This is a genomic window from Hydrogenobaculum sp. (assembly GCF_049967395.1).
In the GTDB taxonomy this organism is placed as follows: domain Bacteria; phylum Aquificota; class Aquificia; order Aquificales; family Aquificaceae; genus Hydrogenobaculum.
Map to the genome: position 1 here is coordinate 1 of NZ_JBMFST010000010.1, position 15,698 is coordinate 15,698.

Below are 15,698 nucleotides of genomic sequence, written 5' to 3' on the forward strand. Positions count from 1 at the left end.
GACCTCAAAAAGATATATCAAGCTCCTACTAAGGATATGGCGATACTTGAGTTTGATAACTTCAAAGACAAATGGCAGGATAGATATCCAAACATTGTAAAAGACTGGGAGAAAGATATAGAATACATACTTGCCTTCTATCAATATCCTTATGAGATAAGGAGAATGCTTAGTACTACGAACCTTATAGAAAGTGTAAATAGCAAGATAAGAAAAGTAGCCGATAGCAAAAGAGTATTTCCAAGCGATGATGCTCTTTTAAAAGTTGCTTACGGTGTAATCCTAGAGCTAGAAGACAAGTGGATAAAACCCATAAAAGATTGGGATATTATAAGAAAACAGCTTGAAATCCTTTATCCAGGAGTGATACAATAATGTTTAGTAAGAGAGTTTACACAATTGATGAAACGGTCCCCCACCGGGGGTTCGAATCCCTCCCTCTCCGCCATAAATCTTGCATAATGTGTTAATCAATATAATCATGTCAGATAAAACATAAAGCTTGTTTCTGATATAATGTATAGGTTATGGAAAAGCTGGTTATAGTTGGTGCTCAGTGGGGCGATGAAGGAAAAGGTAAGATAGTGGATTTACTATCAAAAGACTATGAAACGGCAGTAAGGTATCAGGGTGGAAACAACGCAGGTCATACCGTTATAGTGGATGGTCAAAAGTATATCCTTCATATTGTACCTACTGGTATACTACATAAACATACAAAAGGTATAATAGCTCAAGGCATGGTGATAGACCTTGAAGTTTTAAGCAAAGAGATAAAAGACTTAGAGTCTCTTGATATACAAAATAGACTTTTTATAAGCGACAGAGCTCATGTAATACTTCCATATCACAAAGTTTTAGATAGGCTTTTTGAAAAAAAATCAAACATAGGCACAACTTTAAAGGGTATAGGCCCCACATATATGATGAAGTATGCTAGAAAAGGCATAAGAATGACTGATTTAAAAGATGAAAATATATTTTACAGTAGGCTTGAAGAAAATCTTGAGTTTACAAAAGAACTATGCGAGAAGGTATACAACGAAAGGTTTGAGCTAAACAAAAACGAAGTTGCAGAAGATATTTTTAAGCTTTTTAAACCTATAGAAAAAAACATTCAAAATACTTTTAAAATCATACAGGCTTCAAAAAGCGTAATATTTGAAGGTGCTCAAGGAGTGATGCTAGATATAGACATAGGTACGTATCCTTATGTAACTTCTTCTAACTCTTCAACACTTGGTCTTTCAAACGGTACGGGACTTCACCCGAAGTATTTTAGCGATGCTAAGTTCGTTGGTGTTTCAAAAGCTTATACTACAAGGGTAGGAGCAGGTCCTTTTCCCACAGAGTTAAAAGACGAGATAGGAAACGCCTTAAGAGATTTTGGGCATGAGTACGGTTCTACCACCGGAAGGCCAAGAAGATGTGGGTGGCTTGATTTAGTGGCTTTAAAATACGCTTGCGATACAAATGGCTTTGATGAGATAATAATTACAAAATTGGATGTGCTCGATAGCTTTGATGAGATAAAAGTCTGCATAGCCTACGAAAACTTTGACGATTTTCCATCTTCTTTAAAAGATATGGAAAACGTAAGGCCTGTTTACAAGACGTTAAAAGGCTGGAAAACCAACACAAAGGCGGCAAAAGATAAAAATAAACTTCCAAAAGAGGCTTTAGACTACATAATGTTTATAGAGGATTATTTAAATACTAAGGTATCAATGCTTTCTACTGGACCAGCTAGGGAAGATTACTTATACCTATAGCATAAAATAGTTTTAGTTTTCATCAAATTTTCATCTTTTTTTTATTATATTAAAAACTATCAAAACTTTTATAGGAGGTAAGACCCATGAAGAAGTTCTTATCAATGCTTTTAGCAGGTATGTTTGCAGTATCACCAATGGTGATGGCAGCAGAAAAGAAGATGGAACACAAACCAGTGCACAAGAAGATGGTGCACAAAAAGTGGCATAAGAAATGGCACAGAAGAGTAGTCCACAAAAAATGGCATAAGAAAGTAGCTCACAAAAAAGTAGAGCACAAGAAGTGATATAGTCGCTCAATTCCAAGCCCCGATTTCGGGGCTTTTAAAAAAATAATTAATAAAAACTCACCTGCCCTACCCCCTCCTCTTACATCAAACCTAAGACAGATGTTAAGCTGTTGTCTTTGAACCTTGCTCAAACACCGTTATAACTTCTTTATTCTTTATGGTGTAAGCAGCTCCTTTGGTTTTGTCTATTATTATCACTCTTGTCCATTCGTTTAATACAAGCTCGAGGGCTTTTGGGACATCTTTGGCAGCTTCCATAACCTTCTCAATAGGAGCTTCTACAAACACAAGAAGTCTCATTGGTTCGTGGTATGGTTTACCATCTACATATACTGTTTGATAAGGTAGCCCTGTGCGCAAATCGCCGTAGTTTCCTGTCCAAACACCGACTTTCCCCACTACGTTGTGATATACCTTAGAACCAGCCCCTAATCTTTCATTATCTGTAGTGGAGAAATAGTATTCTAAGTTTATCCACTCTCCAATGAGATAAGGACCAGCCAATATGTTTTTCAGTATAGAACCATCTTTATCTATCTCCCAATCGTAGGATTGCATGAAAACTCTATTTTTGAGCGCTAAGTTTTGAGTGCTGGAACGCTTTCCTACGTAAGCTCCCATGTTTTTAGATAGTCCCCATTCTGGTCTTGTCTCAGACCAATCTATCGCTCTTATAAATATTTTATCTGGGTTATCGGCGTAAGGCAACAGCTTTGCCCTTTCTTCTCTTGTTTTTTGAGAAGCCAATTTAAAATCTTCTAAAACTTTGTTTAAGTATGCTTTATGAGTTTCTGGCACAAAATCTAAATCGTAAAGCTCTAATTCGTCGGTGGTGGTATCGTGGATACCCGGTATAAACACGGTATCTTCTGGTATAAAAATACCTTTTAGAGCAAGAGCCTCTTTTACATCCCTTTTATTTGCTATCCTCGCTAAGACCCTTACGTTTGCAAGCCCGTTGTTTCCACCACAAGCCCCGCAATCAAGGGCAGATTCAAACGGGTTGTTGTCGCAAGTGCTTCCATGTCCAAACAAGAATACGAACTTAGGAAAATCTTTGGTAAAACCTATAAGTTTTAAAAAGTTGTAAACCAAACTAACTTGCTCTTCTAACGTGTATCCTATCATAGACAGCTTTTGCTTTTGAAATTCGTAAGCTTCTTTTGTAACAGCGTATTTGGTTTTTAAAAGCTCCAAAAATTTATTATCAAAAGAGGCTGTTTTTCCGTTTAGTATAGCGTTTAGTATTTCAAGGGCATCTTTGTATTTTAAGTTTTTCTTATAAGCTTCATGGTAGGCTTCTTGTATCTTTTCTACGAAAAATCTTTTTGCATACTCTTCAATCTCTTGTTCAGTGAGTTTGTCTATGGTAAATGTTGTATCTGGTTTTTGAGCTTTTACATTCTTCATTAACTTTTGGGTAAGCCCAGGGAAAAGTGTTTTACCAAACAAATTGATTCCAAAAAGCCATCCCATTGCTTCAACCATAAAAAACGGTGTATATGGGTTATTTTTAAGAGACTCCAAAATCTTCTTAAAAGTATAATTTATATTTTTCTTTTGTTCATAGTCTTTATGATTGTCTTTCGGAAGTTCTAAGACTATCTTCTCTGGTTTCATAATAACGGGGCAAGAGTATATTTCATGGCCTTTGTCAAACTCTATAAAAGCTATAGGAGTACCAAAAAATCCAGCTACTCCGTAAGTGTTGTAATGTCCAAACCTCTCTAAATTTCTTCTTATGGCCTCTGATCTTACATCTATACAAAATATCGCAGTGGCTAAGTTCGATTTTAATTCTCTTTCTTTTGCCATTACAAACTCTTTTGAAAGATCCTTTATGTAAGAGTCTTCCAAAGATACAAGCCATATATAACCCTCTTCCTCTTCTAAAAACTCAACAAGTTCAAGCAAAGCTTTTAAGTTATCGTAGTAAAGACTCATAGCGTATATTACATTTTGAAGAAAAGATGCCCTTTGAATTTCTCTGTAGTTTAGATACTCTTCAAATATTGCTTTATAATCTTTGCCAAGTTCCATGTCGTCTAAGAACCTTGGGTACAACATGTTTTTGGCTTTTAAAAGCTTCAAGACCACATAGTAAGGATTTTTTGAAGCAAAATCCCTAAACTCGTCAAAGTTTCTTATTGGGGCTTTTTTGAGGTATTTACGTTCAAAATAAAGCCTTACAGCTAGATACGCCATCATAGAAGATGGGTATTTTATTTGGAAATAGTAATCTTCTGTTTCACTTCTATACTTTATAAAAGATGACCAACCAAAATCTTTAACAAAATGGTTTAGTATATACCTTTCGACGTTGTTTGGATTTATGAAGTTTATATGCTTTTCTACGAAAGATTCTTCATCTGATGTTTCTTTTATACCCTCGTATAGTCTAAAAGCTTCAAACATGCCTCTTTCTCTTTCTGGCATAGACATAGTGGTTTGCCCTTCATCCACAAATCTTGCCACAAATTCTGCTATCTCTTTTTCTATAATATCTGTATAGTTTTTGTCAAAAACCGCATCTACTATCTCGCAAAGAAGCATATCTTCGCAAAGTTCTTCTATTAACCCTAACACACCTTTTTGATAATACGTTTTCGATATGGTATCTTTGCTTTTAACGTGTTTAAGTATATCTTTTTCCAAGTCTTTCGGTACTTTTTTATACTCGTCTGAAGATGGGCTTATATCCACCATAAAAGTTTTTGCCTCTTGAAAGTATTCTTCAAGTCCTACTTTTCTTAGTTCTTCCAACAAGTTTTCTTCGAAAACATCCTTTTTGATAATACCGTCTTTGTAAAGTTCTACGTAGTAAGAAGAAGGCATGTAGACTTTTGCTTTAAAAAGCTTTGAGGCTTTTTTAAGGCCTTCTCTAAAAGGCATATCCTCAAAACCCATAAGAGGATTTCTAGATATAAATGTTGTCATTGGCCAATAATAGGGAATAAGCTTCACTGCATTTTCAAAAGCTACTTTTATCATAACAACACCTCCATTAAGCTGTAAAAACCTACTGCGGTTAGCACTAAAAACAGAATACTAAACACAAAAACATAGCCTTGCCCTATGTCTTTATAGTTCACCAATTGATTTGGCTTACCAAACAAAGAGCTATTCAATATTCTAAAAGCCATAAAAAAGTTTGCAAAAAATAGCCAAAATACTATCAAATACCCATCTACGCCTATATTTGTTTTTACTATGTTTGAAGTCATTATCAAAGCGTTTGCAAAAGGAGGATAAAGCCCAAGGTTCATAAGAGAAAGTCTTAAAAATAAAGCAAGTTTTGGAGCTTTTAGCACGATACCAGTGATAGCGTCTATGTTGGCGCTGCCAAAGGTTTTATCCATATAGTAGCCTACAAGGTAAAGAGAAAATGCGCTAAAAACAAGAGAACCAAAGTAAAGTTCAAACATCCATTTGTCTTTAAAGATAAAAAGCGCTACAACATTTACAAATACAAAGTAGTAGCTAAGTTTTATAAGGTTTAAAGTCCTGTAAGATAAGAAAAACGTAAGCACAGATGTTGTAAATGCCATAAGCTCCAGGACTTTGTAAACGGTGCTTGCGGTAGTAGGGTCATCGAAGTGATAAATAGAAAGACCCATAAGAGGCAACCCTAAGAACAACGTGCTATAATTCTTGAAATTTTTACCAAAAAGATAGTACGGCAAAATACCCATCAAAATCAAAGCTAAGTAGTACATAAGCATACCTCCTTATAGAAGTTTAAAATACCTTATTAGAACGTCTGGCAAGAAAAATCCTCTGGAGAAGATTCTATAGAAAGTCCATTTTAGCTTTTCATACTTTGTGCCAGAAGCGTCTTTGTAAGATTGATAGTATATGATAGCCCAACCAAAGACTATTACACCTATAAGTAAAGCAAGCAAGATCAAAAGATAAGGTATAGATAGGTTAGCCGCTTTGTAAAACTCTACATACTTAGGTCCATAAAGGTATTCTTCAAAGGTGGTACCCATAAATTCGTAAGTTAATACTATGAATACGAAAGATACTATAAGACCAAGAATTGTTTTTAACGACGTGTTTTTAGAAACCTTAAAAAACGATAGGAAAAGCTGAGCGCTAGTAAGCCAACCAAAAGCTAAGAATATAATACCAGCTTGGAATTGAAACTGCACTCTATTTATGAAAAACTCTATCAGGGTAAAAAGCACTATGGGTATTACGGTAAATATGGCTACAATCTCACCTATGGTTTTTCTATTTTCCTCGGTTTCTTCTGAAAATAGTTTGTAAGATAGATTTTTGGGTATATTTGGGTCTTTTCTGGCAAGATGTATTACGTTGCCAGACTCCAAAAACAATGAGGCTTTAAATATACCGTGTACTATGAGGTGATATATTGCTACGCTAAAAGCTCCTATACCAGCCTCCATTATCATGTACCCCATTTGGCCTACCGTAGAATAACCTAAAGAGCGTTTTATATCTGGCTTAGACAACATTACCACAGAAGCGGCTATCGCAGTAAGTATTCCGAAGAAAAACGCTGTATTTAGAGCTATAGAGGAAGATAGATAAAGATAGGCTATCTTGTTTAAGAGTATACCGCCGGCGTTTACTATACCAGCGTGCATCAAGGCTGAAACTGGAGTTGGAGCTTCTGAAGTGTAAGGAAGCCAAAAGTAAAAGGGTATAATGGCCGATTTTGCCATTGCTGAAGCCACAAATAGAAGAGCTATCGTATTTACAACGCTATTGTGTTCTATGTTGGTTTGCCATATATGGTATAGTGTTTGTAAATTAAGCGTGTGATACACTTTGTATGTTAATATTGTCCCTAACAAGAAAAAGAAGTCTCCTATTCTGTGTACTGTGATAGCCCAAGAGCCAAACCTTACTGCATCTTTTGACTCCACTCTAAAAGATATCAAGAAGTAAAGACTAAGGCTCAATATTTGCCAAGCTATAAACATTATAATGAGGTTGTTTGCCATTATCATAAAGTATATGGAGCTAAAAATAAAGTTTAGTATTATAAAAAACCTCTTATAACCTTTTTCGTCCCACATGTAGTTTGAAGCGTACTTCCTTATAACTAGTCCTATGATAGCCACGTATGGTACCAGTATAGAAGCCAAATGATCAAACACCAATGTGTTGTAAAACCCCACGATCACCTTATGAAGTATAAACTCGTAAGCGGTGCCTATCAAGCTTATAATGGCTATAAGCCCTGAGAAGAACATGCTGATTCTTGGTATTGCCCTCTTGTCGTCCACAAAGGATATCAAAGCGGCAATAACGAGCGGAATAAATGGTATAGATACCACTATTTCCATAGACTTTACCTCCTTTTTGGTTTGTAAAAATCTATACCGATGAGTTTTTTTGTCAATAGTTTAAATATGATACATCACATTGTCATAACCTTCTTTTGCCCTTAAAATTAAGCAGCCCGCTTTTGATATAAAACATTTTTTATGATATATATCGTGTTATAATTGTAAAATCCAAAACATTTATCTTACAAAGTATTTAAGCTTTTAAATTAAAACTACCTTCAAAATAAACAAACAAACAGCAAAAATAAAAACTAAGATATGGAAATTTAAAAATGTATTTGTAGAGCTAAATACATGAATTTGCCAGAGTATGTTAAAGTTGTTTCAGACCTTAGCTTATCTATAAATTAGCTTTTATACGCTCTAAGATTTTAAGATAACCTTCTTTGAGGTCGCCGAGATCAAACCTAAACCTATCTTTATCTAATTTTTCACCGGTTTTTTTGTCCCAAAGTCTGCAACTGTCTGGAGATATTTCATCTATTAATATTATTTCTCCGTCTTTTGTTTTGCCAAATTCCAGTTTAAAATCCACGAGGATTATATCAAGTTGGTCAAAAAACTCTTTTAGAATATCGTTTACTTTTAAAGCTGTTTGTTTCATGTATGCTATGTCTTCTTCAGTGGCAAGATTAAGAAGCTTTACATGTTCTATGCATATGAGTGGATCGTGAAGTTCGTCGGATTTGTAGAAAAGCTCTACCAAAGGCGGGTTTAAAGGGGTTCCTTCTTTTATACCAAGTCTCTTTGAGAGACTTCCGGCGGCTATGTTTCTTACCACCACTTCTACATCCAAGCGCTTGGCTTTTAAAACAAGCATCGAATCTTCTGAAAGTTTTTTTATAAAATGGGTTTTTATGTTTTTGGCTTTTAAAAGCTCAAAAATGAAGGATGTTATTTCTAAGTTTATATGTCCTTTACCAGATATGTTGTCTTTTTTGATGGCATCAAAAGCGGTAACGTCGTCTTTAAACTTTATTATGTAAGTGTCTTCGTCATTTTCATAGACTATCTTAGCCTTGCCTTCATAAAGCTTGTTCATGATTCTAGTGTTGATATTCTAAGAGAGGCTACGTTTGCGTAGTAACTTTTTGGGAATGTTTTCAGTATTTCGTTGTAAATTGTTATAGCTTTGACTTTGTCGTTTAGCTTTTCATAAGACTCGGCTTCTAGCAACAAGGCGGATGGTTTGTTGAATGCGTTGTTTGGTATGGTGTTTAGTATGCTTATGGCTTGTTGATATTTGCCTTCTTTGTATAGTCCGTAAGCTGCTCTTTCTTCGTATAAAAATTTAGCAGGCAACGTTTTTGCCTTAGATGATATATCTTGAGATAAAGCAACGTCGTTTACAGGTAAGTTTGCTAACGTGGATATACCTATTTCATAGGACATCGCTAGAAGTGCCATTGGGCTTTTCTTGTAATGAGTGGCCACAAATTGAGCTTGATTTAAGGCACCTTGATAATTTTTTTGTTGTAAAAGCTCATCTACTTTTGACAGTTGATAGCTTGCAGCTTCGTTGTACTCTTTTTCATGCTTTTTGAGAAAGTAAAAACCTATTGCTACAAAAATTGCTGTCAGAACAAGCGATAACGCTGTATAAAGCTTACTTTTGCTCATTGGATGCCAAAGCCTTGTTTAAAAGCTGAGTGACTCTTGAAACTCTTCTGGCCGCTTCGTTTTTGTGTATAGAACCCTTAGCGGCTGCGTGCTGTATCATGCTTACCACAAAAGGAAGCTTTGCTTTGGCAGTTTCTAAATCTTTAGATTGTATTAGCTTCTTAAAGTTTCTTATGGCAGTTTTCATCCTTGATACATGCAATGCATTTATCTCTCTTCTTCTTTCGTCTCTTCTAGCTCTTTTAGCAGCTTGTCTCTTGTTGGGCATCTAAAACCTCCTTTAAAAGTTAATATTATATTATAACAAACAATTTAGTCGTTGTCAAAAATAGCTTCTTCTTGTCCTACTTTATAGTAAGGGTACTCCCAAGAAGAGTAATAATAAGGTGTATAAGCTTTAAATTCACCTGCACAAGTATCCACCGCTTTAAAAGTAGGGCTCAAATCTCCCAAAAGTTCTTCTACCTCTTTTTCTGTTTTGTTAAACTTTTTGGCTATTTCTTTATTTGAAAAGCCCAATATTTTCAATTCAAATACATAGTTTTTATCAAAAGGTACATCTTCCTTGTAAGCTTCCACTAGTTCTTTTATCTGATGTAAAAACCACTTATCTATATGGCTTACTTCATGTATTTTATCTATTGATATACCTCTCATGAAGGCTTCTTTTATATAAAAAATACGTTCTGGTGTTGGTATCCTTATGCTTGTTATAAGTTCATCGTAAGAAAGCGCTTCGTAATCTTTCATAAAAAGGTAAGGGTTGTCGGTTTCTAAGCTTCTTATGGCTTTCATGAAAGCTTCCTTAAAAGTCCTTCCTATAGCCATCACCTCACCCACAGATTTCATTGTGGTACCAAGAATTTTGCTTGATTCTTTAAACTTTGCAAAATCAAACCTTGGTATTTTTACTACAACATAGTCAATGCTTGGTTCAAAGCTTATAGGAGTGTTTTTTGTAATGTCGTTTTTTATCTCATCGAGGGTGTATCCAACCGCTAAAAGAGCTGCTACTTTTGCTATCGGAAAACCGGTTGCTTTAGAAGCTAAAGCTGAGCTTCTAGAAACTCTTGGGTTCATCTCTATCACGTAAAAATTGTCGCTGTTTGGGTCTACTGCAAATTGAATATTTGAGCCACCTGTATCAACCCCTATTTTTCTTATTATGGCAAGGCTTGCATCCCTTAACATCTGATATTGTTTGTCGGTCAATGTTTGGGCTGGGGCTACTGTTATAGAATCACCGGTATGAACGCCCATAGGGTCAAAGTTTTCTATAGAGCATACTATAACTACGTTGTCTTTTGTATCTCTTATGACTTCAAGCTCAAACTCCTTCCAGCCTATAAGAGATTTGTCTATAAGCACCTGATGTATGGGTGAAGCTTCTAAAGCAGCGCTTAATTTTGAAGGAAACTCTTCTAAGTTGTAAACGATAGAACCACCTGTACCGCCTAATGTAAAAGCCGGTCTTAGTATAGCTGGAAAACCTATATCCTTTATAAAAGCCATACCTTCTGAAAGAGAGTTTACTATTGCGTTTGGTGGTACTTTTAGGCCTATCTCCTCCATAGCTTTTGCGAAAAGAGCCCTATCCTCGCCTTTTTTTATAGCCTCGTAGTTTGCACCTATTATTCCTACACCGTATTTTTCTAATATACCAGACTCGTATAAATCTTTTGCTAAGTTTAGAGCGGTTTGTCCTCCTAAAGTAGGTAGTAAGACATCTGGTCGTTCTTTTTTTATAATCTCTTCTAAGACCTCTACTGTCAACGGTTCTATATAAGTCTTTGTAGCCAACTGCTCATCGGTCATTATAGTGGCTGGGTTTGAATTTACAAGTATTACTTCATAGCCTTCTCTCATAAGGGCTTTGCAAGCCTGAGTGCCAGAATAATCAAATTCTGCTGCTTGGCCTATGATAATAGGGCCTGCTCCTAAGATTAGTATTCTTTTTATGTTGGTGTTTTTTGGCATAAAATTATTATACTACAAACTAGCTATTTGAAATAGTTAATGTATAATTTTTACACGGCTTAAACAAGAAGTTAAATAACCGTTAAGCTTTTTGTATCTCCTTTGAAGTATTTTGCTTTTTAACGGCAAATTTACCTATAAATATAGATATTTCGTAAAGGGCTATAAGTGGTAAGGCCATGAGGATTTGAGTGGAAACATCTGGGGCTATCAAAGCTCCTATAAAAAATGCCACTACTATAAAGTATTTTCTAAAAGCTTTTAATTGTTTTGTAGATATTATGCCAGCTCTTTGTAGCATAAAAAGAAAAATAGGCATCTCAAAGGCTATACCAAAACCAAGAAGCATTTTTAGCAAAAAGTTTATATAGAGCTCTGCTGAGAGCATGGGTTTTGCCCTAAGCTGGCTAAAACCTATACCTATTAGAAATTTTAAAGCCATTGGAAGCACTGCAAAATATGCGAAACTAGCTCCCATTACAAACAATATCAAAGAAAAGAACACCAAAGGAAAAACGAGCCTTTTTTCTTCTGGGTAAAGAGCCGGCTCTACGAATTTCCATATTTGATATAAGATAACAGGTATAGCAAGAATTATTCCCACTATTACAGATATCTCCATCATTATAAAAAGAGGTTCCGTTGGAGATAACGTTATAAGTTTCATACCGGGATAGTATATGTCTATTGGATATTTTAAAATCTCAAAAACATACTTAGCGTAGAAAAAGCTTATAGCAGAAAATATAAGTACAGCTGCTATAGATTTAAGTATTCTCTGCCTTAGTTCCTGAAGATGCTCCATCAGTGGAGCTTTCGGAAGTTCCTTCTCCATCTTTCTTTTCCTCGGTGTTAGTTTGTTCTTTTTCAAGCTCTAACACTTTTTTGTTTACATTTTCTATGTAAGCTTGCATTTTTATCTCGTCTATGAACTCTCTGGTTTTTCTAGTAAATTCTCCTAGCTTTGTGGCTACATCCATCATCTTTTCAGGACCAAGCACTATATACGCTATAACTAGTATTATGATTATTTGTCCTAAGTCCATAACACTCTCTCTATAACTTTGCCAAAAAACATCCACAATATAGCACCCATAGACAAAAATGGGCCAAAGGGTATATAATATTGCATGTTTTTATTTTTAAGTATGGTAGGTATGCTTACTAAAAGCCCTATAACCGAACCAAAAAACATTGCACCAAGCACCATCCAAATTCCGCCAAAAGCTCCTATCATCGCTAAAAGCTTTATATCGCCTATGCCAAGCCCTTCCATCTTTCTTACCTTAAGATAAATATAGTATATTAAAAACGGTAGTAAACCACCAAATAAAATTCCCAGTATAGAGCTTTTAATATCAACAAAACCATATGGAGTTAAAGAAAACAAAAGTCCAAGCAAAATACCACCATAGTTAAAGCTATCAAGAAGTATAAACCAGTCTAAATCTATAAAAGATTGTACTATGAGGATTGAACCAAACAAAACAGCTTCTATAGTTTTGACAATATCTTTTATATTCAATATAGATAAATCTGGATTATTTTTTATATAAAAAGCATAAACACAAAGGGAAAAGTAAAAACCTGTAAGAGCTTCTACGATGGGGTATCTGATAGATATTTTGTTTTTACAAGCACTACATTTACCTTTTAGAAAAATGTAGGACAGTATCGGTATATTTTCGTAAGGTTTTATGCGGTGTCCGCAGTGAGGGCATCTGGAATTTGGATAAACTACAGATTCGCCCCTTGGAAGCCTATATATTAAAACGTTGAATAAACTTCCAAAAATGCTTCCAAGCACAAAAGATATGAGTAAAACTAAAATTGTCATATTTTAAGCATTCTTAATTTGGCTAAAATATCTATCATAACTTTTGAGTAATATACGTTTGACAAGAAAGAGGCTATGGTACCTATGGTGAGTGTGGTGGCAAAGCCTTTTACCGGACCGCTGCTAAACTGGAAAAGTATCAAAGCCGCCACCAAAAGTGTCGCGTGCGTATCGTAAACAGCGCTAAGCACTCTCTTATAGCCATATTCTATAGCCTTTCTTAGCGTGTTGCCCCTTGCTATTTCTTCTTTTATACGTTCAAATATTAGGACGTTTGAGTCTACCGCTATACCCATATTGAGTATAATACCTGCAATGCCTGGTAATGTTAGCGTAGCTCCCAAAAGTACTAGCCCAGCCCACAGAAGAAGTCCATTCATTATTATTGCTATAGTGGCTGTGACCCCTGCAGTCTTATACCTTGCTATTATCAAAAGCACCACAAATAAAAACGACGCTAAGCCGGCATAGATGCTTTGTTTTATGGCTGCTTTTCCCAAAGTAGGTCCTACGACGGCGTCTTGAAGTATATGAAGCGTTGTAGGTAAAGCACCGGCCCTTAAAATAGCCGCTAAGTCTCTTACTTGGTCTGGTGTAAAATTACCAGTTATTTGTCCTTGGTCAGATATCCTTGATCGAATAACTGGAGCAGACATTACTCTGTTGTCAAGGACTATAGCGAGCCTTTTACCTATATGACTTTGGGTAAAATTACCAAATATCTCGGCACCCTTAGAGTTTAGCTCAAAGCTAACTGCTGGGTTGTTAAAACTATCCGTGCTCTCGTAAGCGGTTTTTAAATCAGCCCCTGTTATTATGGGTTTTTTCTTTACCAAATACCATTCGTGCCCATCTTTTGATGGCAATATTTTTTCATCTGGTTTTAACTCTTTTTGCAAAGCGTCTAAAGAAGGCGAGGCGTCCACTACTTCCATAAGTTCAAGCTGGGCAGTTTTCCCAAGGACTTTTTTGGCCCTTTCTAGGTCCATAACGCCGGGCAGTTCCACCATAACTTTTGAATTACCTAATTTTGTAATTACAGGTTGTACTACACCAAGCTGGTCTACCCTTCTTCTTAACACTTCCACCGTTTGGGTTATAACATTTTCTTTTATCTGACTAAGATAGATAGAGCTAAATGTAACTTTAACTTTAAGAGGTGATACTTTGGAAACATCTATTCTGTTTGTGTAGTATTTCTTTAAAAGCTCATAAACTTTGCTGTAATCTGATGCATTTAATAAGTCTATGTATATGCCGTCTTGAGAAGGTGTAACATCCAGCACGTTTATATGATTTTTCAAGAAAAGTTTTGATATATCAGAGGCCGTGTTTTCATACTCTTCTTTTATAACTTTGTCCACATCGGGAGCTAAGACCATGCTTATACCCCCTTTCAAGTCAAGGCCAAGGTTTACCGGTTTGAAAGCCACCACCAGCAAAGAGCCTATTATGATAAAAGCTCCTATAAGAATGTTAACAAAAATATTCTTTGGCATACTTATCCTTTACAACCTAAGTCAATAACACCAAAACTGTCTGAACGTTTTCTGTACAAAATTTTTATCTTACCGTCTTTTGTATCCATAAAAGGTAAAAATACCATATGGTTTTCGGTTAGTTCTAAGATAGCATCTTCAACGCTCATAGGCTTTTCCACTGAAAAAGTTTCTTCTATTACAAACGTTTTGGCCTCTTGCTCTTCTTCAAGTTGCTCTAGCGGTATTTCCCTCATTTCTTCTTTTGTTTTTGAGCTTTTACGACGATAGTTGAGTCTTCTTTCTTTTAGTTTTAAAAGTTGACGTTCTATTTCATCTATTACCCTATCTATAGCTGTGTATACGTCTTTGTCCTCTTCCCAAGCGTGCACTGCACCACCGCCGTTGCTTTTTATGTATATGTCTATGTCTACTCTGAAGATAGAAGTTTTGTTTATGTTGTCGTCGGTGTGTTTTGCTCTGGCGCTTGATATTGTTACTACTACTTCTGTTTGGTCCTCACCAGTTTCTCTTAAAAGCCTCCTAAACTTTGATAGCTTTGTCTCTACAAAAGCCCTTAGGTGTTCTGTGATTTCAAAGTGCTTACCGATAAACTCAATTTGCATAGCTTAACCTCCTTTAAAGTTGATAGTAATTGTACCACTTTCTACCGGTCCATTTATAGGTTCAAATCTAAACCTTCTTACGTAGTTTACCACTTCTCTATCTACGTATGCTATACCACTTCTTTTGATGATAATAACCCTAGTGACATAACCAGAAGGTGATACAAAAATCCTTAAAACCACAGGCGCTGGAAACTCACCTGCTCTTATAATAGGAGCCGGCGGTGTGTATATGAGCTTCCTAGAACCCTCATGAAGGTAAGACCCTCTTGAGCTTATAGTGGCGCTTAAATTTCCCACCTGTTTTATTGCTCCTTCTATATCTGCTTGAGCTTGTTTTCTCTGGGCTTCAATTTCTTTTTCCAAAGATGACAATACGCTGACGTTTTTTGGCGGTGCTTTCGGTGGATGATGTACTACGGGTATTTTTATATCTCCTTTTTGAAAAACCTGCTTTGGCCTCAATGCGCTTGTTTGCAAATGATGGGTGCCGATTGAGGGTTTGTAGCCTTTTGCAGGGCTTAAGGGCTTAGAATAACTTCTTTTCATATGAAATTTTTGAAGTTTTATAGGTTTTGGTGGGGTTGGTACTTCTTTTGGTGGATTTATCAGTTGTACGTTGACAGGCGGATTTTGATATTGGCTTAGAAGTGGTCTCATGGTGAAAAGCATAGCTAAACCAGAAAACAAAAATATGTTTATCAGTATAGATACCAAAAAAAACGGTACTTCTTGGGTTTCTTGCTTTAAATCCATACTAAATATCTTAGCATATGA

Annotated in this window: 16 protein-coding genes; 3 read left to right on the forward strand and 13 right to left on the reverse strand. The window is 35.8% G+C overall.

Annotation, left to right across the window (positions count from 1 at the left end; translation table 11 throughout):
* From ACP5S8_RS02505 to ACP5S8_RS02515, 3 genes are all read left to right on the forward strand, one after another.
* A partial coding sequence (locus tag ACP5S8_RS02505; protein ID WP_461875568.1) for a transposase occupies positions 1–375 on the forward strand: 375 nt, incomplete at its 5' end.
* A 152-nt stretch (positions 376–527) separates the two neighbouring features.
* On the forward strand, positions 528–1,772 hold the full coding sequence (locus tag ACP5S8_RS02510) for an adenylosuccinate synthase (RefSeq protein ID WP_461875569.1): 1,245 nt from the start codon (positions 528–530) through the stop codon (positions 1,770–1,772).
* Between the two features lie 86 nt (positions 1,773–1,858).
* On the forward strand, positions 1,859–2,059 hold the full coding sequence (locus ACP5S8_RS02515) for a hypothetical protein (protein WP_461870983.1): 201 nt from the start codon (positions 1,859–1,861) through the stop codon (positions 2,057–2,059).
* Between the two features lie 105 nt (positions 2,060–2,164).
* Here the strand turns inward: ACP5S8_RS02515 and ACP5S8_RS02520 are convergent, their stop codons facing one another.
* The 13 genes from ACP5S8_RS02520 to ACP5S8_RS02580 form a co-directional block, all read right to left on the reverse strand.
* Positions 2,165–5,053, reverse strand: a complete 2,889-nt coding sequence (locus ACP5S8_RS02520; protein WP_461875570.1) for a DUF2309 domain-containing protein — start codon at positions 5,051–5,053, stop codon at positions 2,165–2,167.
* On the reverse strand, positions 5,050–5,778 hold the full coding sequence (locus ACP5S8_RS02525) for a hypothetical protein (RefSeq protein ID WP_461870981.1): 729 nt from the start codon (positions 5,776–5,778) through the stop codon (positions 5,050–5,052). Before ACP5S8_RS02525 ends, ACP5S8_RS02520 begins: the two co-directional genes overlap by 4 nt.
* Positions 5,779–5,790: 12 nt before the next feature.
* Positions 5,791–7,380 (reverse strand): proton-conducting transporter transmembrane domain-containing protein, encoded by a 1,590-nt coding sequence (locus tag ACP5S8_RS02530; RefSeq protein WP_461875571.1) that lies wholly within the window; start codon positions 7,378–7,380, stop codon positions 5,791–5,793.
* 343 nt (positions 7,381–7,723) lie between these two features.
* Entirely contained in the window at positions 7,724–8,425 is a 702-nt protein-coding gene (purC, locus tag ACP5S8_RS02535) for a phosphoribosylaminoimidazolesuccinocarboxamide synthase (RefSeq protein WP_461875572.1), read from the reverse strand.
* Complete coding sequence (locus ACP5S8_RS02540; protein ID WP_461870959.1) at positions 8,422–9,003, reverse strand: tetratricopeptide repeat protein; 582 nt, start codon at positions 9,001–9,003, stop codon at positions 8,422–8,424. Before ACP5S8_RS02540 ends, purC begins: the two co-directional genes overlap by 4 nt.
* The gene (gene rpsT / locus ACP5S8_RS02545) at positions 8,990–9,271 is read right to left on the reverse strand and encodes a 30S ribosomal protein S20 (RefSeq protein WP_461870960.1); all 282 of its coding nucleotides are present in this window, start codon (positions 9,269–9,271) and stop codon (positions 8,990–8,992) included. The genes ACP5S8_RS02540 and rpsT overlap by 14 nt, the downstream gene beginning before the upstream one ends.
* 44 nt (positions 9,272–9,315) lie before the next feature.
* On the reverse strand, positions 9,316–10,980 hold the full coding sequence (carB, locus tag ACP5S8_RS02550) for a carbamoyl-phosphate synthase large subunit (RefSeq protein ID WP_461875573.1): 1,665 nt from the start codon (positions 10,978–10,980) through the stop codon (positions 9,316–9,318).
* An 82-nt stretch (positions 10,981–11,062) separates the two neighbouring features.
* Positions 11,063–11,785, reverse strand: coding sequence for a twin-arginine translocase subunit TatC (gene tatC / locus ACP5S8_RS02555; protein ID WP_461875587.1), 723 nt, complete (start codon positions 11,783–11,785; stop codon positions 11,063–11,065).
* Entirely contained in the window at positions 11,748–12,026 is a 279-nt protein-coding gene (locus tag ACP5S8_RS02560; RefSeq protein ID WP_461870962.1) for a twin-arginine translocase TatA/TatE family subunit, read from the reverse strand. Before ACP5S8_RS02560 ends, tatC begins: the two co-directional genes overlap by 38 nt.
* Positions 12,017–12,817: a prepilin peptidase gene (locus ACP5S8_RS02565; RefSeq protein WP_461875574.1), complete on the reverse strand. Its 801-nt coding sequence runs from the start codon at positions 12,815–12,817 to the stop codon at positions 12,017–12,019. The genes ACP5S8_RS02560 and ACP5S8_RS02565 overlap by 10 nt, the downstream gene beginning before the upstream one ends.
* Positions 12,814–14,316 carry a protein translocase subunit SecD gene (secD, locus tag ACP5S8_RS02570; RefSeq protein WP_461870964.1) on the reverse strand — a complete coding sequence of 501 codons (1,503 nt, stop codon included), beginning with the start codon at positions 14,314–14,316 and terminating at the stop codon, positions 12,814–12,816. Before secD ends, ACP5S8_RS02565 begins: the two co-directional genes overlap by 4 nt.
* Positions 14,317–14,318: 2 nt before the next feature.
* Positions 14,319–14,921: a ribosome hibernation-promoting factor, HPF/YfiA family gene (gene hpf, locus ACP5S8_RS02575; protein ID WP_461875575.1), complete on the reverse strand. Its 603-nt coding sequence runs from the start codon at positions 14,919–14,921 to the stop codon at positions 14,319–14,321.
* Between the two features lie 3 nt (positions 14,922–14,924).
* Complete coding sequence (locus ACP5S8_RS02580) at positions 14,925–15,677, reverse strand: energy transducer TonB (protein ID WP_461875576.1); 753 nt, start codon at positions 15,675–15,677, stop codon at positions 14,925–14,927.
* Between the last annotated feature and the right edge of the window lie 21 nt (positions 15,678–15,698).